Annotated in this window: 15 protein-coding genes and 3 pseudogenes; 12 read left to right on the forward strand and 6 right to left on the reverse strand. The window is 58.2% G+C overall.

Annotated features, from left to right (window positions below):
- Nucleotides 1–8: 8 nt before the first annotated feature.
- Nucleotides 9–1,052, reverse strand: a complete 1,044-nt coding sequence (epd, locus tag FFH21_RS25880; protein WP_003411999.1) for an erythrose-4-phosphate dehydrogenase — start codon at nt 1,050–1,052, stop codon at nt 9–11.
- A 151-nt stretch (nt 1,053–1,203) separates the two neighbouring features.
- Nucleotides 1,204–3,201, reverse strand: coding sequence for a transketolase (gene tkt, locus FFH21_RS25885; protein ID WP_011169753.1), 1,998 nt, complete (start codon nt 3,199–3,201; stop codon nt 1,204–1,206).
- A 259-nt stretch (nt 3,202–3,460) separates the two neighbouring features.
- Here tkt and FFH21_RS25890 point away from each other — a divergent pair, with 259 nt between their 5' ends.
- From FFH21_RS25890 to FFH21_RS25910, 4 genes and pseudogenes are all read left to right on the forward strand, one after another.
- Nucleotides 3,461–4,456 (forward strand): metalloregulator ArsR/SmtB family transcription factor, encoded by a 996-nt coding sequence (locus FFH21_RS25890; RefSeq protein ID WP_011169754.1) that lies wholly within the window; start codon nt 3,461–3,463, stop codon nt 4,454–4,456.
- A 20-nt stretch (nt 4,457–4,476) separates the two neighbouring features.
- A complete protein-coding gene (metK, locus tag FFH21_RS25895) occupies nt 4,477–5,667 on the forward strand; it encodes a methionine adenosyltransferase (RefSeq protein ID WP_011169755.1) in 1,191 nt (396 codons plus the stop codon).
- 397 nt (nt 5,668–6,064) lie between these two features.
- Nucleotides 6,065–7,750: pseudogene (gene ligB, locus FFH21_RS25905) on the forward strand (NAD-dependent DNA ligase LigB).
- A gap of 40 nt (nt 7,751–7,790) precedes the next feature.
- On the forward strand, nt 7,791–8,201 hold the full coding sequence (locus FFH21_RS25910; RefSeq protein WP_011169756.1) for a DUF1090 domain-containing protein: 411 nt from the start codon (nt 7,791–7,793) through the stop codon (nt 8,199–8,201).
- Nucleotides 8,202–8,248: 47 nt separating this feature from the next.
- Here the strand turns inward: FFH21_RS25910 and FFH21_RS25915 are convergent, their stop codons facing one another.
- The 3 genes from FFH21_RS25915 to FFH21_RS25925 all read right to left on the reverse strand — a co-directional run bounded on the left by FFH21_RS25915 (nt 8,249) and on the right by FFH21_RS25925 (nt 10,827).
- On the reverse strand, nt 8,249–8,650 hold the full coding sequence (locus FFH21_RS25915) for an MAPEG family protein (RefSeq protein WP_011169757.1): 402 nt from the start codon (nt 8,648–8,650) through the stop codon (nt 8,249–8,251).
- A gap of 114 nt (nt 8,651–8,764) precedes the next feature.
- Entirely contained in the window at nt 8,765–10,156 is a 1,392-nt protein-coding gene (locus FFH21_RS25920) for a heavy metal sensor histidine kinase (protein ID WP_004654917.1), read from the reverse strand.
- A complete protein-coding gene (locus FFH21_RS25925; protein WP_004654919.1) occupies nt 10,153–10,827 on the reverse strand; it encodes a heavy metal response regulator transcription factor in 675 nt (224 codons plus the stop codon). Before FFH21_RS25925 ends, FFH21_RS25920 begins: the two co-directional genes overlap by 4 nt.
- A 266-nt stretch (nt 10,828–11,093) precedes the next feature.
- Here FFH21_RS25925 and FFH21_RS25930 point away from each other — a divergent pair, with 266 nt between their 5' ends.
- From FFH21_RS25930 to FFH21_RS25970, 8 genes and pseudogenes are all read left to right on the forward strand, one after another.
- Entirely contained in the window at nt 11,094–12,320 is a 1,227-nt protein-coding gene (locus tag FFH21_RS25930; protein ID WP_004667121.1) for a TolC family protein, read from the forward strand.
- Nucleotides 12,321–12,387: 67 nt separating this feature from the next.
- On the forward strand, nt 12,388–13,641 hold the full coding sequence (locus FFH21_RS25935; RefSeq protein ID WP_004654922.1) for an efflux RND transporter periplasmic adaptor subunit: 1,254 nt from the start codon (nt 12,388–12,390) through the stop codon (nt 13,639–13,641).
- Between the two features lie 24 nt (nt 13,642–13,665).
- Nucleotides 13,666–16,821 (forward strand): CusA/CzcA family heavy metal efflux RND transporter, encoded by a 3,156-nt coding sequence (locus FFH21_RS25940; RefSeq protein ID WP_011169758.1) that lies wholly within the window; start codon nt 13,666–13,668, stop codon nt 16,819–16,821.
- A gap of 290 nt (nt 16,822–17,111) precedes the next feature.
- Entirely contained in the window at nt 17,112–17,699 is a 588-nt protein-coding gene (locus FFH21_RS25945; RefSeq protein ID WP_011169759.1) for a hypothetical protein, read from the forward strand.
- Between the two features lie 112 nt (nt 17,700–17,811).
- Complete coding sequence (locus FFH21_RS25950) at nt 17,812–21,828, forward strand: RHS repeat-associated core domain-containing protein (protein ID WP_011169760.1); 4,017 nt, start codon at nt 17,812–17,814, stop codon at nt 21,826–21,828.
- A gap of 184 nt (nt 21,829–22,012) precedes the next feature.
- Nucleotides 22,013–22,363, forward strand: a complete 351-nt coding sequence (locus FFH21_RS25955; protein ID WP_081002677.1) for an NTF2 fold immunity protein — start codon at nt 22,013–22,015, stop codon at nt 22,361–22,363.
- A gap of 270 nt (nt 22,364–22,633) precedes the next feature.
- A pseudogene (locus tag FFH21_RS30085) lies at nt 22,634–23,323 on the forward strand (RHS repeat domain-containing protein); the annotation flags it as partial.
- A gap of 164 nt (nt 23,324–23,487) precedes the next feature.
- Nucleotides 23,488–23,859, forward strand: coding sequence for a hypothetical protein (locus FFH21_RS25970; RefSeq protein WP_004663303.1), 372 nt, complete (start codon nt 23,488–23,490; stop codon nt 23,857–23,859).
- A 240-nt stretch (nt 23,860–24,099) separates the two neighbouring features.
- On the opposite strand, the pseudogene FFH21_RS25975 reads toward FFH21_RS25970, so the two are convergent.
- Nucleotides 24,100–24,774: pseudogene (locus FFH21_RS25975) on the reverse strand (OprD family outer membrane porin); the annotation flags it as partial.
- Nucleotides 24,775–24,817: the final 43 nt, after the last annotated feature.

The following is a 24,817-nucleotide window of genomic DNA, read 5'->3' on the forward strand; positions in this document are numbered from 1 at the left end:
TTTTACTGTTATTGGTCAGCGACGCGCAGAAAGTGATCGGCGACGTCGAGCATTCGGTTGGCAAAACCCCATTCGTTATCGAACCAGGCCAGCAGATTGACCAGCCGGGGTCCGGAAACGCGGGTCTGACTCGCATCGACAATCGCCGAATGCGGGTCATGGTTGAAATCGCAACTGGCATGCGGCAACTCAGTGTAGGCCAGCAGTCCCTTGAGCGGGCCGCTGGTGGCAGCCTCACGCAAAATACGGTTGATCTCGACAGCGTCGGTGTCTCGCGACATTTGCAGCGTAATGTCCAGGCAAGACACATTGACGGTCGGAACACGAACAGCTTTGGCCTGAATTCGGCCGGCAAGTTCCGGAAGCAGCCGCTCGATTCCGCGCGCCAGACCGGTGGACACCGGAATGATCGACTGGAAGGCCGAGCGCGTACGGCGCAGATCCTCGTGATGATAAGCGTCGATCACCGGTTGATCGTTCATCGCCGAGTGGATGGTGGTAATGGTCATGTATTCCAGGCCGATGGCCTGATCCAGCAAGCGCAGAAGCGGCACGCTGCAGTTGGTGGTGCACGACGCGGCCGAGACCAGCAGCTCGCGGCCAGTCAGCTTGTGCTGATTGATGCCGAACACCACGGTGGCATCGACATCCCGTTCGCTGGCCATCGGCTGGGAAAACAGCACCCGCGGCGCACCGGCCTCCAGAAAGCGCTGGCCATCTTCGCGAGTGTTGTAGACACCGGAACACTCAAGCACCAGATCGACTTCCAGACCGGCCCAGTCGATGCCTTCGGGCGTCGCACTGCGCAGGACCTTGATCCGGTGGTCATTGATGTGCAGGTATTGCCCTTCGACCCGCACTTCGCCGGGAAACCGGCCGTGTGTGGAGTCAAAGCGCGTGAGGTATTCGAGACTGGCCATGTCGGCCAGATCATTGATGGCAACCACTTCAAACCCGGCCTTGGCCCCCCGCTCGCACAGCGCGCGAACAACACAACGACCAATACGGCCGTAACCGTTCAGAGCAACTTTGTAAGGGCGGGGCTGGGGCATGAAGTTTTCGCCAGGGAATAACAGTCATGTGGGAGCGGACTTGTCCGCGAATGGCAGCACTCGGTGCAGCTGATTTACCGAGTTGCTACATTCGCGAGCAAGGCGGATCGCCGCCCCGGTCGCTCCCACAACATCAACATTACATAGCTGATCAGTCTTCGAGCAGCTCTTCAGCCGTGCTCAAGACGTTTTCCAGCGTAAAGCCGAACTCTTCGAACAAGGCTGACGCAGGGGCCGACTCGCCGAACGTGGTCATGCCGATCACGCGACCTTCCAGACCCACGTATTTGTACCAGTAGTCGGCGTGAGCCGCTTCGATAGCAATACGTGCACTGACCTGCAGTGGCAGAACAGCCTGCTTGTAGGCCGCATCCTGAGCTTCGAAGATGCTGGTGCATGGCATGGAGACCACACGAACGTTGCGACCCTGCTCGGTCAGCTTGTCATACGCCTGCACAGCCAGACCGACTTCCGAACCAGTCGCGATAAGGATCAGCTCAGGCTCTGCAGCGCAGTCACGCAGTACATAGCCGCCACGGGCAATGGCATCTATTTGCTGCTGTTCACGCGCTTGGTGAGTCAGGTTCTGACGCGAGAAAATCAATGCGGATGGACCGTCATTGCGCTCGATGGCGTGTTTCCAGGCCACGGCCGATTCCACGGCATCTGCCGGACGCCAGGTGTCCAGGTTCGGCGTGGTACGCAGGCTGGTCAGTTGCTCGATCGGCTGGTGAGTCGGGCCGTCTTCGCCCAGACCGATGGAGTCGTGGGTGAATACGTAGATCACACGCTTCTTCATCAGCGAGGCCATACGCACCGCGTTGCGAGCGTATTCCATGAAGATCAGGAAGGTTGCGCCGTACGGCACGAAGCCGCCGTGCAGGGCGATACCGTTCATCATGGCGCCCATACCGAACTCACGAACACCGTAGTGCAGGTAGTTGCCGTTGGGATCTTCGCCAGTGATGCTCTTGCAGCCTTTCCAAATGGTCAGGTTGGAGCCGGCCAGGTCAGCCGAACCACCGAGAATTTCCGGCAGCAACGGGCCCAGTGCGCTCAGGGCGTTCTGACTGGCCTTACGGCTGGCGATGGTTTCGCCTTTGGCGTTGACTTCGGCGACATAAGCAGCGGATTTCTCTGCAAAGTCAGCAGGCAACTCGCCGCTCATGCGACGAATGAAGTCGTTGGCCAGCTCAGGGAAAGCGGCGGAATAGGCAGCAAAGCGCTGATCCCACTCGGCTTCGGCAGCCAGGCCTTTTTCTTTCGCATTCCACTCGGCGTAGATATCAGCCGGAATTTCGAAAGGACCGTGGTTCCATTTCAGGGCCGCACGGGTCAGGGCGATTTCGTCCGCACCCAGCGGCGCACCGTGGGATTCTTCCTTGCCCTGCTTGTTCGGCGAGCCAAAGCCGATGGTGGTCTTGCAGCAGATCAGCGTCGGCTTGTCGCTCTTGCGCGCGGTGTCGATGGCGGTCTTGATTTCTTCAGGGTCATGACCGTCGACATTGCGGATCACCAACCAGCCGTACGACTCGAAACGCTTAGGCGTATCGTCGGTAAACCAGCCTTCGACTTCGCCATCGATGGAGATGCCGTTGTCGTCGTAGAACGCGATCAGCTTTTTAAGCTGCAACGTGCCGGCCAGGGAAGCGACTTCGTGGGAAATACCTTCCATCATGCAGCCATCACCCATAAACACGTAGGTATGGTGATCAACGATGGAATGGCCTGGACGGTTGAACTGTGCGGCGAGGGTTTTCTCGGCAGCGGCAAAACCGACGGCGTTGGCAAAACCCTGACCCAATGGGCCAGTGGTGGTTTCAACGCCTGGGGTATAGCCAAACTCGGGGTGACCCGGTGTGCGGCTGTGCAGTTGACGGAAGTTTTTCAGGTCGTCGATGGACAGGTCGTAGCCGGTCAGGTGCAGCAACGAATAGACCAGCATCGAACCATGGCCGTTGGACATGATGAAACGGTCACGGTCAGCGAACGCGGGGTTTGCCGGGTTGTGCTTGAGATAATCACGCCACAGAACCTCGGCGATATCCGCCATGCCCATCGGGGCACCCGGATGGCCGCTGTTGGCTTTTTGCACGGCATCCATGCTTAGGGCACGAATAGCATTGGCACGCTCACGACGGCTTGGCATCGCTGATCTCCTGGGAATTGTAAAATTAGGATCGGAAAAAAGACGGCCATTTTCCCTCAGGGACAGGCCGGGGGCAATCACAGATAGTCGACCATAGGCTTTTTTCCGGGGTTACGGACATTATTTGCCCTGTAAAGACTGGATTACCCGTCAGCGCAACAAGTTCAGAATGCCTGACCGGTGCCACCCATCCAGCAATATCAAAACTTTTTGATATTGCCCTTGCAGCGCTCCGGATCGCTCTCTAGACTGCGCAGCTATGAACCTGCGTGTACCTGCCATTCGCCATGATGCATGCGACGACCTCTCTGCATTGTGCAAGGCCGGCGGCGATCCCTTGCGGCTCAACGTACTGCGTGTGCTGACCAACGATTCGTTCGGCGTGCTTGAGCTGGCGCAGATTTTTGCCATTGGTCAGTCCGGCATGAGCCATCACCTCAAGGTGCTGGCTCAGGCGGATCTGGTTGCAACGCGGCGTGAAGGCAACGCGATTTTCTACCGTCGCGCCCTGCCCCACACTGGATTGCCGGGCGGCAGGCTGCATGCGGCGCTGCTTGATGAAGTGGACACCCTGAACCTGCCGGACGACGTACAGAGCCGCATAAGTCTGGTGCATCGGCAACGTGCATTGGCCAGCCAGGATTTCTTTGCCCGTACTGCCGAAAAGTTTCGTGCCCAGCAAGACCTGATCGCCGGTCTGGCGCAGTACAGCGAAAGCCTGCTGACATTGCTCGACAAACTGAGCTTCGGCGCGCAGGCAACGGCGCTGGAAGTAGGCCCCGGCGACGGCGGCTTTCTGCCAGAGCTGGCCCGGCGCTTCCGCCAGGTTATCGCGATGGACAACAGCCCGGTGATGCTGGACCTGGCGCGCGGCGTCTGCGAGCGCAAGGCGCTGGCTAACGTTGAGCTGAGGCTGGCCGATGCACTGACGGACGCTAAAGTCAGTGCCGACTGCGTCGTCCTCAACATGGTGCTGCATCATTTCGCAGTCCCGGCCCAAGCCTTGAGGCAACTGGCCGAACACGTAAAACCCGGCGGTAGTTTGCTGGTAACAGAATTGTGTAGTCATGACCAGAGCTGGGCCAGGGGGGCCTGTGGCGATCTCTGGTTAGGTTTCGAGCAGGAAGACCTGGCCCGTTGGGCCATCGCTGCGGGGCTAGTTCCCGGGGAAAGCCTCTATGTAGGCTTACGTAATGGTTTCCAGATCCAGGTTCGCCATTTTCAGCGACCGGCTGGCGACACTCACCATCGGTAAAATGAAGGAAACCCGTAGAGATGAGCGAATATTCACTTTTCACCTCCGAGTCCGTGTCCGAAGGGCATCCGGACAAGATCGCCGACCAGATTTCCGACGCGGTTCTGGACGCTATCATCGCTGAAGACAAATACGCCCGTGTAGCGTGCGAAACACTGGTCAAGACCGGTGTGGCAATCATCGCTGGCGAAGTGTCGACTTCGGCCTGGGTCGATCTGGAAGACATCGTGCGTAACGTCATCCTCGACATCGGCTACAACAGCTCCGACGTCGGTTTCGACGGCGCGACTTGCGGCGTGATGAACATCATCGGCAAACAGTCGGTAGACATCGCCCAAGGCGTTGACCGCAGCAAGCCTGAAGATCAGGGCGCTGGCGACCAGGGCCTGATGTTCGGCTACGCCAGCAACGAGACCGACGTGCTGATGCCAGCGCCGATCACCTTCTCCCACCAGCTGGTGCAGCGTCAGGCCGAAGCGCGTAAATCCGGCCTGCTGCCGTGGCTGCGCCCGGATGCAAAATCCCAGGTTACCTGCCGTTATGAAAACGGCAAGGTTGTCGGCGTCGACGCCATCGTACTGTCGACTCAGCACAACCCGGATGTGTCCTACAAGGACCTGCGCGAAGGCGTGATGGAGCTGATCGTCAAGCACGTCATCCCTGCGCACCTGCTGCACAAGGACACCCAGTTCCACATCAACCCGACCGGCAACTTCATCATCGGTGGCCCGGTAGGTGACTGTGGCCTGACCGGCCGTAAAATCATCGTCGACACCTACGGCGGCATGGCCCGTCACGGTGGCGGTGCATTCTCCGGCAAGGACCCATCGAAGGTTGACCGTTCGGCTGCTTACGCAGGTCGTTACGTGGCCAAGAATATCGTGGCTGCCGGTCTGGCCGAGCGTTGCGAAATTCAGGTGTCCTACGCTATCGGCGTGGCCCAGCCGATGTCGATCTCGCTGAACACCTTCGGCACCGGCAAGCTGTCCGACGACAAGATCATCAAGCTGGTCCGCGACAACTTCGACCTGCGCCCATACGCCATCACCACCATGCTCGACCTGCTGCACCCGATGTACCAAGCCACTGCGGCCTACGGCCACTTCGGCCGTACCCCGGTCGAAATGACCATTGGCGATGACACCTTCACCGCCTTCACCTGGGAAAAAACTGACCGCGCCGACGCCCTGCGCGCCGCTGCCGGCCTGTAAAAACCAGTAAAAAAGCCCCGAGCGACCTGGTCGTTTCGGGGCTTTTTTCGTCTGGCGATTATCGTGCGACGCTCCGCGTCGCATGCCGTTCTGGACGCTCTGCGTCCGATCTTGAATACGCGGCGCGGCACAAATCTGTGACGCGGAGCGTCACGCACTGCATTCCGACGCTGGAGCGTGCGGAACGATAACCTCAACTATCTCAACTATCTCAACTATCTCAACTATCTCAACTATCGTGCGACGCTCCGCGTCGTATGCCGTTCCGGACGCTCTGCGTCCTGTCATCAAACAGGCCGCGCAGGGCTTTGGCAAAACCCGGTAACCAAGCAACCCGTCTATAAACAACACCAGCAACTAGCCTCATCGAGCCCATTCCTAAAGCAAGGATGCTTCGATGTTGCCCACCATTCGCCTGATGACGTGTGCCCTTCTGTTTCTTCTGCCCGGCCTCGGCCATGCCAGTCAATGCCCTGACTGGCCTGCAGCCAAGGCGCGCAGCGAGGTCACAAACTTGCAACAGCAGATGGCTGCGTGGAACGACAGCTACCACCGCCAGGGCATTTCGCACATTCCGGACGAGCTCTACGATCAGGCGCGGCAGAAGCTGAACCTGTGGCGCTCGTGCTTTGCCGTTTCCCCCCCCCGAGGCCGATCCGCTAAAGACAGCAGTCGGCCCGTTGCCTCATCCCGTTGCGCACACGGGCGTCAACAAGCTGGCCGACGAAAGCAGCGTCAAGGACTGGCTCGAGGGCCGCAACGATCTGTGGATTCAACCCAAGGTCGATGGCGTAGCCGTCACCCTGGTCTACGAAAACGGTCAGCTTGTGCAGGCGATCAGTCGTGGTGACGGGCGCAAGGGGCAGGACTGGACCTCGCAGGCGCGACTGATCAAGACCATTCCTCAGCACCTGCCCCAGCCTGAATCCGCAATATTGCAAGGCGAGCTGTACTGGCGTCTGGACGACCATATTCAGTCAGCATCCGGCAGCGTCAACGCGCGCAGCAAGGTCGCGGGATTGCTGGCGCGGCAGACGATCAGCCCGCAGCAGGCCGACGCCATCGGGCTGTTCGTCTGGGACTGGCCGAACGGGCCTGGCGATATGGCGCAACGTCTCGCAGGCCTGCAAGCCATGGGTTTTGAGGACAGCGCGGCCTATTCGCACCCACTGGAAAACTACGCCAAGGCCGCACGATGGCGCGAGCACTGGTACCGCAATCCTCTGCCGTTCGCGACAGATGGCGTGATCATGCGCCAGGGCCAGCGCCCACCGATGCAACGCTGGCAAGCCAGTGCGCCTTACTGGATCGCCGCCTGGAAACATCCCTACGCCCAGGCGCTGGCCGAGGTGCGCAAGGTCAGCTTCAATGTCGGTCGCAGCGGCAGGATTACCCCTGTGCTGGAGCTGACCCCGGTACGTCTCGACGACCGTACCGTCAGCCGCATCAGCACCGGCTCACTGCAACGCTGGCAAACACTGGATATAAGACCTGGCGATCAGGTAGCCGTGAGCCTGGCCGGGCTGACGATTCCGAGACTCGACGGCGTGATATCCCGCGCGGCCGAACGAGTTGAAATGATCATTCCGCAAGCCGACGACTTTCATGAGTTGAGCTGCTGGCAAGCCACCCCAGGCTGTGAAAGCCAGTTCCGCGCCAGACTGATCTGGCTCAGCGGCAAGAAAGGCCTTGCGCTGCCCGGCGTCGGTCCGGGGACCTGGGACAAGCTTATTGAAAACGGCCAAATAGAGAGCCTGCTCGATTGGATGACCCTGAATCATGCTGAGCTTGCTAACATTCCCGGCTTCGCAGAGCGCAGCAGCGCTAAACTGCTCGCCAGCCTGCAAACAGCGCGTGAACGGCCGTTTCAGACGTGGCTCAAGGCCATCGGACTGCCGCCCACAGGAAGCGCAACACTTCCTAACAATTGGCAGGAACTGGCTGGGCGTAGCGTTGAGCAATGGCAAGCAGAGCCGGGCATAGGGCCTGGCCGGGCAGCGAAACTGAGGTCTTTTTTCAGGCCCCCGAGGTGCAGGCATTGAGCTATCAATTGCAGGCTCAGGGTATTTCAGGTTTTAAGTAGCGGACGTCCATTTTTTGGTCCGTGTTCAAACGGAGTTCATATGCAGTTTTTATCACCACTGATCCTTTTCACCAGTTGCACGCTACTGGCTACAACGCTGCTGGCAGATGAGCAGGCACCCGCACCTTCCGAGTGCCAGATCAAAAGCCAGGAAATCAGCAGCAAGATTCAGGACGCCAAGACCGAAGGTAACAAGGCCGAGCAGGCCGGGCTTGAGAAGGCCCTCGCCGAGGTCAATGCCAACTGCACCGAAACCTCCTTGATCAAGCAGAGAAAGCAAAAGGTGCTGGACGCCAAGCAGGAAGTCAGCCGCCGCCAGACCGACTTGAACAAGGCCATGGACAAAGGTGATCCGGAGAAGATCAACAAGCGCAAGGACAAGCTGGCCGAGTCGCGCAAACAGTTGCAGGAAGCCCAGACCGACCTTGAGAAAGTCCAGCCTGACGATTGATCAAGGTCGCGGCGCTGCTGCTTATAGGCAGCGCCGCAACCTGGCTGTCAGGATACGGCCGAGAAAGCCGACACGCCGAACAGCGCGACGATGAGCCCCATGCCCACCAGCCAGACTATCGAACGCAGTGCGGCGAGGTCAGCCAGATAGAAGATGATGTACAACAGACGACTGGTGATGAACAGCACCGCCAGCACATCAATGGTCACCAGCTGCGCATTGCCGGCAATGTGCGCAATGATGACTGCCGCAGCGAACGCCGGTGTCGCTTCATAGCTGTTCAGCTGGGCAGCATGCGCACGGCGCGGGAAACCCTCCAGCTTGTCGAGAAAGGCGCGCGGGTCATGATTGTGACCACTGCCGAATTTGCCGCTGCCGAACTTGGCGATACCGGCACACATAATCGGCAGCAGGATCGCGATCAGCACGCACCAGAAAGCAACTGTCATACGTCCATCCTTATAGGTTCAGCTTCATCTGAAGCATCCGGGCAATACCCGCTCACAAGCTATGAGCCGGGGGGCAGCGAAAGGTTCTTGAAGAACGACCACCAACCTGACGCATTACACCAGTTTAGGAAAGATCAGGCTGAACGTCGTGAAGTGTCCGGGCTCGCTCTCGACCGTCACCTGCCCTTCATGCAGGCTCATGATGGAACGCACAATCGCCAGCCCAAGCCCCGTCCCGCCCTGCTGTCGCGCGCGGCTGACATGAACCCGATAGAAGCGATCGAACAGCCGCGGCAGGTGTTCGGCATCGATCCCCTCGCCCGCATTGCGCACCGCCAGTGACACTTCATCTGCATGCGTGGCAAGGGTGATGGTAATGACACTGCCGGACAGACCGTGGCGGATAGCGTTGGACAGCAGGTTCGAAATCGCTCGCTGAATCATCAGCCGGTCGCCTGTTGCTTTCGCGTTACCCTGAACCTGCAAGGTGATGTCGCGCTCTTCCGCCGAAGATGAAAACAGCTCGGCGACCTTATCGGCCTCTTCGCGCAGGTCGATGACCTCAACCGGCAACGGCGCGGCAGGCTGGCTGACACTGGCCAGAAACAGCATCTGGCTGATCATGCGCGACATGCGCTCCAGTTCCTCGGTGCACGATTCCAGCGCCTGCTTGTACTCTTCCGAAGGGCGCGGCCTGGACAGCGTGACCTGCGCCTTGCCCATCAGGTTGTTCATGGGCGAGCGCAGCTCATGTGCGAGGTCGTCCGAGAACTGCGCCAGTTGCTGCACATCGCCGTCCAGCCGGTGCAGCATGAAATTGACCGCATGCGCCAGGTCGCGCAATTCATCAGGCAGGCCCTTCACTTTCATGCGATGAGACAGATCGCGAGCCGAGATCAGTGCCGTTACTTTTCTGAAAGCACCCAACGGCCTGAGACCACGACGCACCACCCACCAGGCAACGAAGCCGACCAGCAGCAAGATCAGCGGCAGTATCAGGAAAGTCGATTTCAAATAAGCATGCAGCAGCGTGCTGTCGCTTTCCCGATCCATCGACAGCCTGACGAGAATGTCCTGCCCTGTCTTGAGGTGTATTTCCCTGTAACCCATCAGAATCTTGTGGCCGTGTACCGACTGCAACTCCTGAAAGCCTTGAGGTATGTGATCTGCCTCGGGGACAGGCAGGTTCCGGCCTTCCTCGTTACCGACCATCATCAATTGCTGCCGAGGGTTGCCCGCGTCGAGCACCATCAACGAATAGCTGTCGTGTCCGATGATCTGGTCACGCAGGGTATGAGGGTATTGAACAATGTCTTCGATGCCGAGAAAGCCCTCGCTCATGCTGTGTTCAATCTGCGCGAACTTCTCGTTCAGGCTGTCTTCGGCGCGCAGATCGAGCTGACGGGAAATAGCCGCATAAGCGAGCATTTCCATTACCAGTACCAGACACGCAATCAGCGCAGTAACGGTCAGCCCCAGGCGCGTCGACAGACGCGTCGGTTTCATTCACGCACTTCCAGCACATAGCCCACGCCGCGCAACGTGTGGATCAGCTTGGTCTCGAAAGGATCGTCGATCTTCGCGCGCAGGCGACGGATCGACACTTCCACCACATTGGTGTCGCAATCGAAGTTCATGTCCCAGACCAGAGAAATGATCTGGGTACGCGACATGACTTCACCGCTGTGACGCATCAGCAAGTGCAGCAGCGCGAACTCCTTGGTGGTCAGGTCGATGCGCTGGCTGCCGCGAAACGCCCGGTGCCGCCCTTGATCAAGCTCCAGATCGCCAACCTGCAACACCTTGGAGGTGGTGGTCTGCTCGCTGCGCCGCATCAACGTGCGGACCCTTGCCAATAGCTCGGGAAACTCAAACGGCTTGACCAGATAGTCATCTGCGCCCAATTCCAGGCCCTTGACCTTCTCTTCCAGGCGCCCTCGTGCGGTGACCATCATGACGCGCGTACTGACCGTCTTCCTCAGGCGACTCAATACCTCCCAGCCGTCCATTTCTGGCAGGTTCACATCCAGTATCACCACATCGTAAGCCTGATGCTGCGCGAGATAGAGGCCATCGAGCCCGGTTGCAGCGATATCGACGATATAGCCACTTTCGGTCAGACCCTGATGCATGTACTCGGCAGTTTTCGGCTCGTCCTCTACGACAAGGATTCGCATAACCAGGCTTCCTGTTTGATGAACGGATGATGACGATGCCGTGCAGTGTACTGAAAAGAAACGCTTATCTTGCTGGATAACAAAATCGTAATTTTCCAGCAATCCCTGTGATAGCTCCGGTTACATAAAGTCCCCACAGCCAACTTCAGCGCCAAGGTGCCTGTTTGTTTTTTGTTTTGATGGGGTGCTTCATGGACAGGGTAATTCATGTGACTGAAGAACAACGTACGCACTCCGCGTACCGGTCTGGCAACAGGGTGCCCGGCATGAAAGTCGCCGCACTTTGTCTGCTGCTGTTGCCATTTGCTGCTCCCGGCATCGCAGCAGCCCAGGGCATCAGCCTGGCTCAGGCGCTGGACGCAGCCTTTGCGCGCAACCCGGAACTCGCCGCCGCGCAATGGGAGATCGGCGTTGCCGAAGGTGATCGCCAGCAGGCCGGGCTGATTCCCAACCCGGTGGTGTCGTGGGAGGTTGAAGACACACGCCGCGAGACCAGCACCACCACCGTGATGCTCAGCCAGGCACTGGAACTGGGCGGCAAGCGCGGAGCACGCATCGAAGCCGCCAGCAAGGGCCAGGACGCCGCCCGGCTGGAGGTGGAGCGACGCGGTAACGAACTGCGGGCCGAAGTGGTTCAGGCGTTCTACGCAGCGGCGCGGGCGCAGGCAGGTCTGGACCTGGCGCGCCAGTCCAGGACACTGGCCGAGCGCGGCCTGCAGGTTGCCGAAGGGCGTGTTCGGGCGGGCAAGGTGTCACCGGTGGAGGCCACGCGCGCTCAGGTGCAACTGGCTGAAACCGACGTGCTGGTAAGGCGCGCCGAGACCCTGAAGATCAATAGCAACCGTGAACTGGCGCGCACCACCGGTTCGCCGGTCGCCTCTTTCGAGCGTCTGGAATACACCGATCTGTCGCCGGGCAAGCTGCCACAGAGCACAAAGCTACTGAGCGCCATCAACCAGTCTGCCGAGCTACGCCTCGCTCAGGCGCAAATAGAACAGCGCGAAGCCGCGCTGGGTTCAGAACGCGCCAAGCGCATCCCGGACCTGACCGTCAGCGTCGGCAGCCAGTACAGCCGCGAAGAGCGCGAACGGGTCAACGTAGTGGGTCTGTCGATGCCGCTGCCGTTATTCGACCGGAATCAGGGCAACGTACTTGCAGCATCACGCCGGGCCGACCAGTCACGCGACCTGCGCAATGCCGTTGAACTCAAGCTGCGCACCCAGACCCAGTCAGCCCTCGATCAGTGGAGTACCGCGGCGCAGGAAGTCGAGTCCTTCAATCAGGTCATCCTGCCCGCCGCGCAGCGCGCCGTCGACACCGCAACGCGCGGTTTCGAAATGGGCAAGTTCGGTTTTCTGGAAGTGCTGGATGCGCAACGAACGCTGATTTCAGCGCGCAGCCAGTACCTGGAATCGCTGGCGACTGCCACCGAAGCCCGAGTGGCTGTCGAGCGAATTCACGGTGATCTCAACCGGTTCAGCCTCAACCCCTGACTGTCTTTGTCCGCCTATATCGAGCGTATCGCAAGGTGCCGCAAGCACCTGATCGCCGGGAGCCTTTATGAACAACAAACGAAGCATTGCCATCACGCTGGCGGTGGTGGCCATCATTGGTCTGGGCAGTCTGACGCTGAACCCGCAGATGCTGCCATTCGCAACGGGAACAGAGCCATCAGGCGAGGAACACGACCATGACGCCGAGCCAGGTCATGCCGACGAGAAGAGCCAAGGCAACGAGAAGAAAACACCAGGCGTCGCAGCGTCAGAATCTGCCCATGAAGAGGAAGAGGGACACATCGAACTGAGCGCCGAGCAGATCAAGACTGCCGGCATCGAGCTGGCCACCGCCGAGCCTCGACAGATGAGCACCACTGTGACCTTCCCCGGCGAAATCCGCTTCGATGAGGACCGCACCGCGCATGTCGTGCCTCGGGTCAGCGGTGTGGTCGAATCAGTGAAGGTCGATCTGGGTCAAGCCGTGAAAAAGGGCCAGGTGCTGGCAGTGATTGCCAGCCAGCAGATCTCCGATCAGCGCAGCGAACTGAACGCCGCACAACGCCGCCAGGAACTGGCCCGCCTGACGTTACAGCGCGAGAAGAAACTCTGGGAAGACAAGATCTCCGCCGAGCAGGACTACTTGCAAGCGCGCCAGGAGTTTCAGGAGGCCGACATCAACCTGGCCAACGCCCGGCAGAAGATCAGCGCCATCGGTGCCAGCCTGAACCCATCCGCGGGCAATCGCTACGAATTGATCGCGCCATTTGACGCCATGGTCGTGGAGAAACACCTCGGCATCGGCGAGATGGTCAGCGAAGCGAGCAATGCCTTCACGCTGTCCGACCTGTCGCGTGTCTGGGCCACCTTCGGCGTGGCGCCCAAGGACCTGGACAAGGTGGTGGTCGGTCGTCCGGTCATCGTCAGCGCGCCCGATCTGAATGCGCGGGTCGAAGGCAAGATTGGTTACGTCGGCAGCCTGCTGGGCGAGCAGACTCGCGCTGCCGCCGTGCGCGTGCCCCTTGCCAACCCGCAGGGTGCCTGGCGTCCCGGCCTGTTCGTGTCGGTGGAAGTCGCCGCCGAGCAGACCAGCGTGGCGGTCAGCATTCCCGAGTCTGCGATTCAGTCGATTGAGGACAAACCCTCGGTCTTCGTACGCAACGCTGAAGGTTTTCAACTGACACCGGTAACGCTCGGTCGCCGCGATGGCGGCTACGTGGAAATCGTCAAAGGCCTGGCTGGCGGTACACAAGTGGCTGCCGCGGGCAGTTTCATCCTCAAGTCGGAGCTGGGCAAAGGCTCCGCCGAGCACGCCCATTGATCTGCGTCACACGAGTACACCTCCATGTTTGAACGGTTGATTCAATTCGCGATTGAACAGCGCATCGTCGTGATGCTTGCTGTGCTGCTCATGGCTGGGCTGGGCATTGCCAGTTACCAGAAACTGCCTATCGATGCCGTCCCCGACATCACCAACGTACAGGTACAGATCAACACGTCGGCACCCGGCTTTTCGCCGCTGGAAACCGAACAGCGCATCACCTTCGCCATCGAGACCAACATGGCAGGCCTGCCCGGTCTGCAACAGACGCGCTCGCTGTCGCGCTCGGGCCTGTCTCAGGTCACAGTGATTTTCGAAGACGGCACTGACCTGTTCTTTGCCAGGCAGTTGGTGGGCGAGCGCCTGCAGATTGCCAAGGACCAGTTGCCTGAAGGTGTCGACGCGATGATGGGGCCGATTTCCACCGGCCTCGGCGAGATCTTTCTGTGGACGGTCGAGGCCCGAGAGGGCGCACTGAAAGAAGACGGCACGCCTTACACGCCGACCGACCTGCGAGTGATTCAGGACTGGATCATCAAGCCGCAATTACGCAACGTACCAGGCGTGGCCGAGATCAACACCATCGGCGGTTTCGCCAGGCAGTACCAGATCGCGCCTGATCCGAAAAAACTAGCCGCCTACAAGCTGACGCTGAACGACCTGGTGGCTGCGCTTGAGCGCAACAACGCCAACGTCGGCGCAGGTTACATCGAGCGCGGCGGTGAGCAACTGCTGATACGCGCACCGGGCCAGCTCGGCACGGTGGACGATATCGCCAACATCGTCATCGCCAATGTGCAGGGCACGCCTATCAGAATCAGCAGCGTGGCCGAGGTCGGTATCGGCAAGGAAATGCGCTCCGGCGCAGCCACCGAAAACGGCCGTGAAGTGGTGCTTGGTACGGTGTTCATGCTGATCGGTGAAAACAGCCGGACGGTGTCACAGGCCGTGGCGGCGAAACTTGCCGACATCAATCGCACACTGCCCGAAGGCGTCGAAGCGGTAACGGTTTACGACCGCACCAACCTGGTCGAAAAAGCCATCGCGACGGTGAAAAAGAACCTGATCGAAGGCGCGATTCTGGTCATCGTGATTCTGTTCCTGTTTCTGGGCAACATCCGTGCTGCGCTGATCACCGCCATGGTGATTCCGCTGGCCATGCTGTTCACCTTTACCGGCATGTTCACCAACAAGGTCAGCGCCAACCTGATGAGCCTGGGCGCGCTGGACTTCGGCATTATCGTCGACGGCGCGGTGGTGATCGTCGAAAACGCGATCCGCAGGCTGGCGCATGCCCAGAAGAAATACGGCCGCATGCTGACCCGCTCCGAGCGTTTCCAAGAGGTCTTCGCCGCCGCCAGAGAAGCCCGTCGGCCGCTGATTTTCGGCCAGTTGATCATCATGGTCGTGTACCTGCCGATCTTCGCTCTCACCGGTGTGGAAGGCAAAATGTTCCACCCTATGGCGTTCACTGTGGTCATTGCCCTGCTCGGCGCCATGATCCTCTCGGTGACCTTCGTGCCTGCCGCCATCGCCATGTTCGTCACCGGCAAGGTCAAGGAAGAAGAAGGTTTTGTGATGCGCACCGCTCGCCACCGTTACGCGCCGATACTGAGCTGGGTATTGGGGCATCGCTCGATAGCGTTCGGCTTGGCCTTGGTGCTGATCGTGTTGTCGGGGTTCACCGCCAGCCGCATGGGCAGCGAGTTCATCCCGAGCCTGAGCGAAGGCGACTTCGCCTTGCAGGCGCTACGGGTTCCCGGCACCAGCCTGACCCAGTCGGTGGACATGCAGCAGCGTCTGGAAAAAGCCATCATCGAAAAAGTGCCGGAAGTGCAGCGCGTGTTCGCCCGCACCGGCACCGCCGAGATCGCCGCCGACCCGATGCCGCCCAACATCTCTGACAGCTACGTGATGCTCAAACCACAAAGCGAATGGCCGGACCCGGACAAGTCCCGTGAGGCACTGATAGCCGACATGCAAAAGGCCGCCGCCAGTGTGCCGGGCAGCAACTACGAACTGTCCCAGCCGATCCAGTTGCGCTTCAACGAGCTGGTTTCCGGTGTACGCAGTGACGTCGCGGTGAAAGTGTTCGGCGACGACATGAACGTGCTCAACCAGACCGCCGCAAAAATTGCCGCCACCCTGCAAAAAGTGTCAGGCGCTTCAGAAGTGAAAGTCGAGCAGACCACCGGCCTGCCGGTACTGACCATCAAAATCGATCGCGACAAGGCCGCGCGTTACGGCCTCAACGTGGCCGATGTGCAGGACGCCATCGCCATTGCGCTGGGCGGTCGTCAGGCGGGAACGTTGTATGAAGGTGATCGCCGCTTCGACATGGTGGTGCGCCTGTCCGAGCAACTGCGCACCGATGTGAACGGGCTCTCCAGCCTGCTCATTCCGGTGCCTGCGAGCGCCAACAGCAACCAGCAGATCAGCTTCATCTCGCTGTCCCAGGTCGCCAGCCTTGACCTGGTGCTCGGCCCGAACCAGATCAGTCGCGAGAATGGCAAACGTGTGGTCATCGTCAGCGCCAACGTGCGCGGTCGGGATCTCGGCTCGTTTGTCGAAGAAGCAGGCACCACCATCGACAGCGGCGTGCAGATCCCGGCAGGCTATTGGACCAATTGGGGCGGCCAGTTCGAGCAACTGCAATCAGCCGCCAAACGCCTGCAAATCGTCGTGCCAGTGGCATTGCTGCTGGTACTGGCGCTGCTGTTCATGATGTTCAACAACCTCAAGGACGGCCTGCTGGTCTTCACCGGCATCCCGTTCGCCCTCACCGGCGGCGTCATGGCCCTGTGGCTGCGCGACATTCCCCTGTCGATCTCCGCAGGCGTGGGCTTCATCGCCCTGTCGGGTGTGGCGGTGCTGAACGGCCTGGTGATGATCGCCTTCATCCGCAGCCTGCGCGAAGAAGGCCACTCGCTGCACAACGCCATCAACGAAGGCGCCCTCACCCGCCTGCGCCCAGTGCTGATGACCGCACTGGTCGCCTCGCTGGGCTTCATCCCCATGGCCCTCGCCACCGGGACTGGGGCTGAGGTGCAGCGACCACTGGCGACGGTGGTGATTGGCGGGATTCTGTCGTCGACGGCGCTGACGTTGCTGGTGTTGCCGGCGTTGTATCAGTGGGCGCATCGGCGGGAGGATGAGAAGGCGGTTGAGGCGTTGAAATAGGGTTCAAAGCAACCGTTCAAGCTCCAGAACGCTCGACAAATAGCCTTCTGGAGCTTTGCCCTGCCCTCACTGAACTTTCATTTGGGAAAAGGTCAAACGATTCAGCCTTCGACAGTAGACTGTGTCTGTAGCCTACTTCCCGCGGTGTTTTCAGACATTTCCAGGCAAGCAGGTAGCCGCAGGGCATACAAACCACCCGCGCAAGTGCTTATCGTCAACCTGCAAATGGCAGTCATTGGGGCCGCCGTGCATAAGGACATGTAGATGTTGACGAACAAGGTTCCGGCCATATGACGCGCACCAGTATTTACGACCGCATCTCCGAGCGCCGATTGGCTGACGAAGCCCTGGCGCGTGAGGCAGCCGAACATGCCGCCGCGCAGCAGGCACTTGAACGTGTCGAAGCGCTCATCCCTGCTCCAAAGCCGTTGCTCGACGCGCCCTGCAGTTTCAATTTCGGCGGGTTCCACGTCGGCTTCCCGGAAGATTTCCAGTGCAACGCGATTGAAGCCACCGTTCAAGTGGGCGGAGAGCCTGTCGTCGTCTCCATTCAGCGTCGCGATGTACCTGAAGAGGCAACGCTTGCCGAAGCGTTCGCCGAAGCCGTCAAGGCGCTGCAGCCACTGCATGGCGAAGTCCAGGTCATTCGCCACTATGAAACGCTGTTGGCGGGTAATGCCGCGCTGGCGCTGGATTTTCATTTTCGCGCAGGCCTTGAAGAGCGGCATGGACGCCTGATCGGTTCCATCGTGCCGTGTGCCGATCACAACGAACGCCAATGGCTGAGCGTGGGCTGCGTGATTGACTCCGAAAAGCCCGCGCTGAAAACCTGGTTGCTGGATTTTGACAGCATGCTTGAAGGCCTGACCGCCCCCTGAACTCTATTTCATCGCTGACAGGACACGCTTTAATGGACTATCCGTTGCAGAATATCAGCGTCACGCCAGGTGATCGCACCTCAACTACTCGCAGCCCGCAGGAGTAACGGCGATGTTCGAGGCCGCGCGGTTAATGGATGAGATCGAACACACCGGTGCAATGGCGGGCTTTGTGCTCGGAGCGATCGTGGGCATCGCGGCAGTGGCGTATGTCTCGCTCACCGTCGCCACGTGCGGGTTCGGCGGTTTTTTACTGGCCATGGCAGTCGGCCTGGCCGGTAATGCCATCGCCAGTATCGGGGAGAGTATCGGCAGCGCCTTCAGCTCTCCCGCGGGGCAGATCGAGTCTGCCTCGCCCAACGTCTTCATCAACGGCCGGCCTGCTGCTTTTGCTATCGAGAGCACCGCCGTGTGCGACAAGCACTCGCCGATCGTCAAGGTGGCCGAAGGCTCCAGCAACGTCTTCATCAACGGCCAGCCCGCTGCGCGCAAGGGCGACAAGCTGACCTGCGGCGCGAAGATAGGCACCGGCTCGCCCAACGTCATCATCGGCGGCGGTACCCAACGCTACCTGCCGGTGGACGACGAAGTCTCGGCGATGGCCCGTTACACCGTGGATATTCTGTTGGTCGTGGCCGGCGGCGCCAAGGCCGTGCTCAGCATTGCCAAGCTGGGCATGCAGGCCGGTCTGAAAGCGGCAGGCCCTTGCGCGCTGCAGTTTATGGGCGGTATCTTTCTCGGGGACGCCATTTTTCGCTTCGGCGTCGCCCCCGTGGCCGAAAAAGTGCTGGGTGGCCTGCACGGCAACCCGGTCGACACCACCACTGGGCGCAAGCTGTTGATCGATGAGTCCGACTTCAGCCTGCCCGGTCTGATGCCCATCGAATGGACACGCTTCTATGCCAGCGACCTGACTGTCGACAGCGCACTGGGCAATGGCTGGGTCTTGCCCTGGGAACAAAGCCTGCGCCGTAAAGGCAGCTTTCTGTACCTCAGTGACAACCAAGGCCGCAGCGTGCCGTTCGTGACACTGGACTACAACCAGCGCATCTACAACGCACAGGAACAGCTGTATCTGGTGCGTACCGAAGGCGGTCATTACCTGCTGCAAACCCTGGACAACGTGTTCTATTACTTCGGCGAAGTGCCCGACGACAACCAGCCGGTGCCGCTGGAACGCATCGAAAACGCACTCGGCCATTTTCTGCATTTCGTGCGCAGCGAAGACGGCGTTCTGACCGACATCTGCGCCACTGGCGGGCAACGTGTACACCTGCACTACGACGAAGTGACCAGCCGCCTGAGTACCGTCAAGCGCATCGTCGACGACAAAGCCGTTGAAACACTGGTGCGCTATGGCTACGACAGCAACGGCCAGTTGAACAGTGTGTACAACCGCAATGGCGACTCGGTGCGCAACTTCAGCTACACCGACGGCCTGATGACCCGCCACGCCAATGCGCTGGGGCTCAGTTGCGAATACCGCTGGGAAGTTCTCGACGGCAAGCCGCGCGTGGTCGAGCACTGGACCAGCGACGGCGAGCACTTTCATTTCGATTATGATTTCGAGGCGCGCCAGACGCGCGTAACCGATGTGCTGGGGCGTCGCGCCGAGGTGACCTACAACAAGGACCGTCGCGTCATCGCCAGCACTGATTTCGGCGGTGAGCAGTACCGTATCGCGCTGGACAACACTGGCAATATCACCGGCCTGACGCTGCCCGATGGCAACCAGCTGGGCTTCGAGTACGACGATCTGTCACGCCTGACCGCAGAAACCGACCCGCTGGGCCGAACCACGCGTTATCAGCATCACTACAAGACCACACTGGTCAAACAGATCACTTACCCTGACGGCGCCATCTGGACGGCCCGCTACGATTCGAAAGGCAATCTGGTTGCCGAGATTGATGCGCTGGGTCAAAAGACCGAATACCTCAACAGCGAAGATGGCCTGCCGCACACCATCATCGATGCGACCTATAAATCTAAATACCTGTGGTGGAACAACCTGGCGCAGGTCGAGCGCTTCCAGGACTGCTCGGGCAAGAGCACCTGGTACCGTTACGACGAGCGCGATCAACTGGTGGCCGTCACTGATGCCCTGAACAACACCACACTGGAACGCAAACCTGGCGGCGAAGTGCTGAGCATCAACCATCCGGACGGCACCCGCGAGAGCTTCACCTACAATGCCCACGGCCAGGTCCTGACGCACACCAACGGCAAGGACCAGACCACGCATCTGGCACGCAACGCCCGTGGCCTGCCGATCAGACGCCAGGACCCCAAGGGTTTTATCGTAGGCTACCAGTACGACAAGGCCCTGCGCCTTGCCGCGCTAATCAATGAAAACGACGCCACTTACACGTTCGCCTACGATGACTCCGACCGGCTGATCGAAGAAAAGCGCATCGACCAGTTGACCCGCCGTTTCAGCTACAACCTTGGCGGGCATCTGACTCAGGTCGAAGAAACCGGCTACGGCGAAAAAGGCGAACGGCCACAGCGCAGCACGTATTTCGAGCGCGACCCGATTGGTCGCCTGCTGGCCAGACTCAACGACGACGCCCTTCAGGATTTCACCTACGACGACAGCGACCGCCTACTGTCCATTCAACGCACACCCACTGACGGCGGCAGAAAGCTCGGTGTCACTGCCGAAAAACTGGAATTTGCCTACGATATTCTGGGCCGCCTAACGCAGGAGACGTCGCCTCAGGGCGCACTGAACTACGACTACGATCCACTCAGCAACCTGACCACGCTGACCCTTCCCACCGGCCAGCACCTGAACCACCTGTATTACGGCAGCGGTCACCTGCACCAGTTGAACCTCGACGGCCAACTGATCAGCGACATGGAACGCGACGACCTGCACCGCGAGATCTACCGCACGCAAGGCAAACTCACCAGTTGCTTCGGCTACGACGCCCTTGGCCGCAAAGCCTGGCAGTACGCAACCACCCTGCCCGCTGAAAAACTCTCACAGATCCAGAACCCGCTCATTAAGCCAGAGCGCTATGTCGAACACGCCTACAACCCGATCCACCGCCGCTATGAGTACGACCCGGCTGGCGAACTGAGCCGCACCCTCGACAAACTGCGCGGCGAGGTCACCTACGAATACGAAGCCAACGGCCGCCTGCTTGAACACAACCCCGAAAAACGCTTCGAAGGCGAAGAATTCCGCTACGACGCCGCTGGCAACCGCCTGAACTTCAACACCAACCGCTTCGACCGCGTCAAAGACAACCGTCTAAAGCAATGGAGCAACCACGAATACAAGTACGACGCATGGGGCAACCTGGTCGAGAAAATCGTCGGCATCGTCCGCTGGCAAACCTTCACCTACGACAGCGAAAACCGCCTGGTCAAAACCGAGACCATGGCCAACAGTCAGGTGGAAAGCACCAGCAGCTACCAGTACGACAGCCTGGGCAGGCGCGTTGGCAAACAGTGGGAGATCAAGGGGCAGACCGGCCAGAAACGCTTTCTCTGGCAGGGATTGCGGATGTTGCGTGAAGAAAGTCTTGGGCAGAGCAGCTTGTACCTCTACGAACACGGCAGTTATGCGCCGCTGGCCCGTGTTGATCAGCGCGAAGGTGAGGGGGAGAACAGGATTTATTACTTCCACACCGACCAGATCGGTACGCCACTGGAGATGACTGACGCCGAAGGGCAAATCGTCTGGCAGGCCAAATATCGGCCGTGGGGGGCGATTGAAAAGCTGGTGGTGAACGAGGTCGAACAGAACCTCAGGTTTCAGGGGCAGTACTTCGATGTCGAGACGGGGCTTCACTACAACACGTTTCGGTATTACGATCCGGAGATTGGGCGGTTTATTACGCAGGATCCGATTGGGTTGAGTGGTGGGGATAACCTGTATCAATATGCGCCTAATCCTAATGGGTGGGTTGATCCGTTAGGCTGGTGCGTCAATGCGAGTGTTACTCGAGGCACCGCAGGACAGCCTTTGCGAGCAACGGCTACGATTACCAAGGCCGACATCAAAAAAGGCGGAACTGCGACAAACGCGTCGTCCCGGAGTTGGGCGAGAAGCCTTGGCAATCCGGACGATGATGCTGGTCACATAATCGCTAAGCTTCTTGGTGGATCGGGGTGGTAAGGATGGGGTCTTTCCACAGCTATCGAAAGTTAATAGAGGGTTGTTCAGAGACTTCGACGAGCAATTGCGAACGAGGTTAAAGACAATGGGCCAGTTGATCTTGAAATCGTTTTCCAATATGCAAATGGCGGCACACGTCCCACTAAAATTTATTATGACCTTTATCGTAACGGGAAGTTAATTGATGGCACCGAATTCAACAACTAACATAAGCACCGAGCTTAACGAGGAAATTGTAGAAAAAACGTTTCGCGATTTTTCGACGGCATTGCGCAATTGGGAAAATTGGTTTTATACGCACAAGAGAGAGAACAGAAACGCAAATAACAGTACGCCTAATGCGGATGGACGTGCGCGCACTGAGTTACTAGCAATCTTTTCGACTTACGTTACTGAAAAAGGCAGAAACTATGATCGATTAGAGAATCTGGTATGCAGCATGCATCCTGAATATGAGTTTGAAGAAGAATCGATAAGGTTAGAAATCTCTTCAAAAAAGACTGCAAGCTTAGTATATAAAAAAAGCACGACCTAAGACAAACCTACAGATTGACCTTCTCAATAAAAGATAATACATGCAGAATACAAAAACGCGAATTTCAAGACAATGAAAAATGGAGAACCACTTACATCTAGACTTTAAAAAAACCAGAAGACCAACAAACGAAAGGAACATCATTAAACATTCTCTTTTGGCCGTAAGCATCCAAGACGCGGATGATAATATTGAATATTAAAAATGGCTCTTTAAAAACCCAGATAGAGCGATATAGATTAGCAATGGCGCTAAGTATATGACCCGGCCGACAAATTGCGTGGCGAAGTCACCTACGAATACGAAGCCAACGGCCGCCTGCTTGAGCACAACCCCGAAAAACGTTTCGACGGCGAAGAATTCCGCTACGACGCTGCCGGCAACCGCCTGAACTTCAACACCAGCCGCTTCGACCGCGTCAAAGACAACCGCCTCAAAAAATGGAGCAACCACGAATACAAATACGACGCGTGGGGCAACCTGGTCGAGAAAATCGTCGGCATCGTCCGCTGGCAGACCTTCACCTACGACAGCGAAAACCGCCTGGTCAAAACCGAGACCATGGCCAACAGTCAGGTGGAAAGCACCAGCGGCTATAAGTACGACAGCCTGGGCAGGCGCGTTGCCAAACAGTCCGACATTAAGGGCAAGACCGACCATCGACTATTTCTCTGGCAAGGTCTTCGCTTGCTGCGTGAAGAAAGTCCTGGGCAGAGCAGCCTGTACCTCTACGAGCCAGGCAGCTATGCGCCTTTGGCCCGTATTGATGAGAAAGAGGGCGAGGTAGAGAACAAGGTCTACTACTTCCACACCGACCAGATTGGTACGCCACTGGAGATGACCAACGCCGAAGGGCAGATCGTCTGGCAGGCCAAGTATCGGCCGTTGGGGGCGATTGAGAAGCTGGTGGTGAACGAGGTCGAGCAGAACCTGAGGTTTCAGGGGCAGTATATGGAAATGTTGGTTAGATAAGAGCAGCCCATTAGGTATGTTTTCTAACGCATGTAAATGTGCACCCAAGCTTTGAAAAAATTGGCCGCAGGAGCTTTTTGCGGCTAGGATTAGAGAGCAAGTAGATTACTACTTAAAGCAAATCAATCGTGAAATTAAGGCATTCAATCCAAATGAACGCTAAAGATATCATAGAAAAAGTCGACTTCAAATCGTACGTTTCTTCGAACCTATGCGATCCCATCACACGCGAATTAATCAGCAAATCAAAGATATCTGATATTTCCTTTCTGCTAGCTCCAGAAGTATCTGTCTATGATGATCAAAACAAAGACACGCTAAAATCAATTATAGAATTCAGAGCCAACAACCTGGCAGCCCAAGGGCGCCAGCTTAATGGCGCATACCTATGTGCAGCATCGCTTGAATGTTCAAAGGATGAGGCGTTGCGAAGCTGGGTCCCCTTGAAAGTAGAAAATCATCTCGTAATTTTTATAATAAACTCTGAAAGCTTTGAAATTGACGGCTGCATGTCATTAAGATAGAAACCGACCTCAACAACTAAAACCTATAACGAAACTTAAACATCAGGATACTCACAACAACCAAAACATCAAACTTTTCAAATGCGGGCTTCATCATTTGCAAAAACATTAGCCAAGGATGGGCGACATAATTCCGCAGCGCATGCCCTTCCTGTATAGCGTATAAGATCGGGACTGTGAAAATATTCACGCCTCATCAAAAAAAGCGCCCCAAAGGACGCCTCACTCAATCATCACCCCTCAAAGCACACCCAACGGATACTCCATAATCACCCTCACCTCATCCAGATCCGATTCGAACGCCGTGGCACGAGTCGTTGCCTGGCGCACACGCAGCGACAGGTCTTTGAGTGATCCGGTCTGCACGATGTATTTCGCTTCGATATCGCGCTCCCAGCGTTTCTGGTCGGTCAGCGGGTTGTCTTGTGCGTCGCGGCGCATGTAGGTGCTGTTGGCGTTGGAGTAGTCGGCGTCGGTGCCTTTGCCGTAGCGGGTCATGAATGACAGGCCGGGCACGCCGAAGGTGGACATGTCGAGGTTATAGGTGACCATCCACGAGCGCTCTTTGGGTGAGTTGAAGTCGCTGTACTGGATGGAGTTGGCCAGGTAGATGGAGTCGGACTGCCGGAGGTAGTCGAAATCGTCATCACCTTCGTTGCGCTGGTGCGAGAGCGACAGGGTGTGTGCTCTGTATTGCAGGGCGACTTTTGCACTCCAGATGTCGTTGTCGAATTCGCCGAGCAGTTTTTTGCCTTCGTCGGTGGCGTTGTAATAGTTAAGGCTGCTGGTCAGCGACAGGTCGTCAGAGAGCGGCAGCACGTAGGACGCTGAAGCGTATTTCTGATCCCAGGCGTCTTTGAGTCGGCTGGTGTAGAGGCCAAGGCTCAACCTGTCGGTGGCCTGATAGTCACCGCCAGTAGGGAGACTGTCAGAAATTTTGTGTTCGGGCATAACATGT

The organism is Pseudomonas sp. KBS0707, assembly GCF_005937945.2.
Lineage (GTDB): Bacteria > Pseudomonadota > Gammaproteobacteria > Pseudomonadales > Pseudomonadaceae > Aquipseudomonas > Aquipseudomonas amygdali.

What these genes read in the sequence shown, in the direction of transcription:
- FFH21_RS25915 (WP_011169757.1), bottom strand. Translation starts at nt 8,650, where the DNA reads ATGACAGTTGCTTTCTGGTGCGTGCTGATCGCGATCCTGCTGCCGATT.
- FFH21_RS25950 (WP_011169760.1), top strand. Translation starts at nt 17,812, where the DNA reads ATGTTCGAGGCCGCGCGGTTAATGGATGAGATCGAACACACCGGTGCA.
- FFH21_RS25925 (WP_004654919.1), bottom strand. Translation starts at nt 10,827, where the DNA reads ATGCGAATCCTTGTCGTAGAGGACGAGCCGAAAACTGCCGAGTACATG.
- FFH21_RS25890 (WP_011169754.1), top strand. Translation starts at nt 3,461, where the DNA reads ATGAACCTGCGTGTACCTGCCATTCGCCATGATGCATGCGACGACCTC.
- FFH21_RS25945 (WP_011169759.1), top strand. Translation starts at nt 17,112, where the DNA reads ATGACGCGCACCAGTATTTACGACCGCATCTCCGAGCGCCGATTGGCT.
- FFH21_RS25935 (WP_004654922.1), top strand. Translation starts at nt 12,388, where the DNA reads ATGAACAACAAACGAAGCATTGCCATCACGCTGGCGGTGGTGGCCATC.
- FFH21_RS25955 (WP_081002677.1), top strand. Translation starts at nt 22,013, where the DNA reads ATGGCACCGAATTCAACAACTAACATAAGCACCGAGCTTAACGAGGAA.
- FFH21_RS25910 (WP_011169756.1), top strand. Translation starts at nt 7,791, where the DNA reads ATGCAGTTTTTATCACCACTGATCCTTTTCACCAGTTGCACGCTACTG.
- metK (WP_011169755.1), top strand. Translation starts at nt 4,477, where the DNA reads ATGAGCGAATATTCACTTTTCACCTCCGAGTCCGTGTCCGAAGGGCAT.
- tkt (WP_011169753.1), bottom strand. Translation starts at nt 3,201, where the DNA reads ATGCCAAGCCGTCGTGAGCGTGCCAATGCTATTCGTGCCCTAAGCATG.
- FFH21_RS25970 (WP_004663303.1), top strand. Translation starts at nt 23,488, where the DNA reads ATGAACGCTAAAGATATCATAGAAAAAGTCGACTTCAAATCGTACGTT.
- epd (WP_003411999.1), bottom strand. Translation starts at nt 1,052, where the DNA reads ATGCCCCAGCCCCGCCCTTACAAAGTTGCTCTGAACGGTTACGGCCGT.
- FFH21_RS25940 (WP_011169758.1), top strand. Translation starts at nt 13,666, where the DNA reads ATGTTTGAACGGTTGATTCAATTCGCGATTGAACAGCGCATCGTCGTG.
- FFH21_RS25920 (WP_004654917.1), bottom strand. Translation starts at nt 10,156, where the DNA reads ATGAAACCGACGCGTCTGTCGACGCGCCTGGGGCTGACCGTTACTGCG.
- FFH21_RS25930 (WP_004667121.1), top strand. Translation starts at nt 11,094, where the DNA reads ATGAAAGTCGCCGCACTTTGTCTGCTGCTGTTGCCATTTGCTGCTCCC.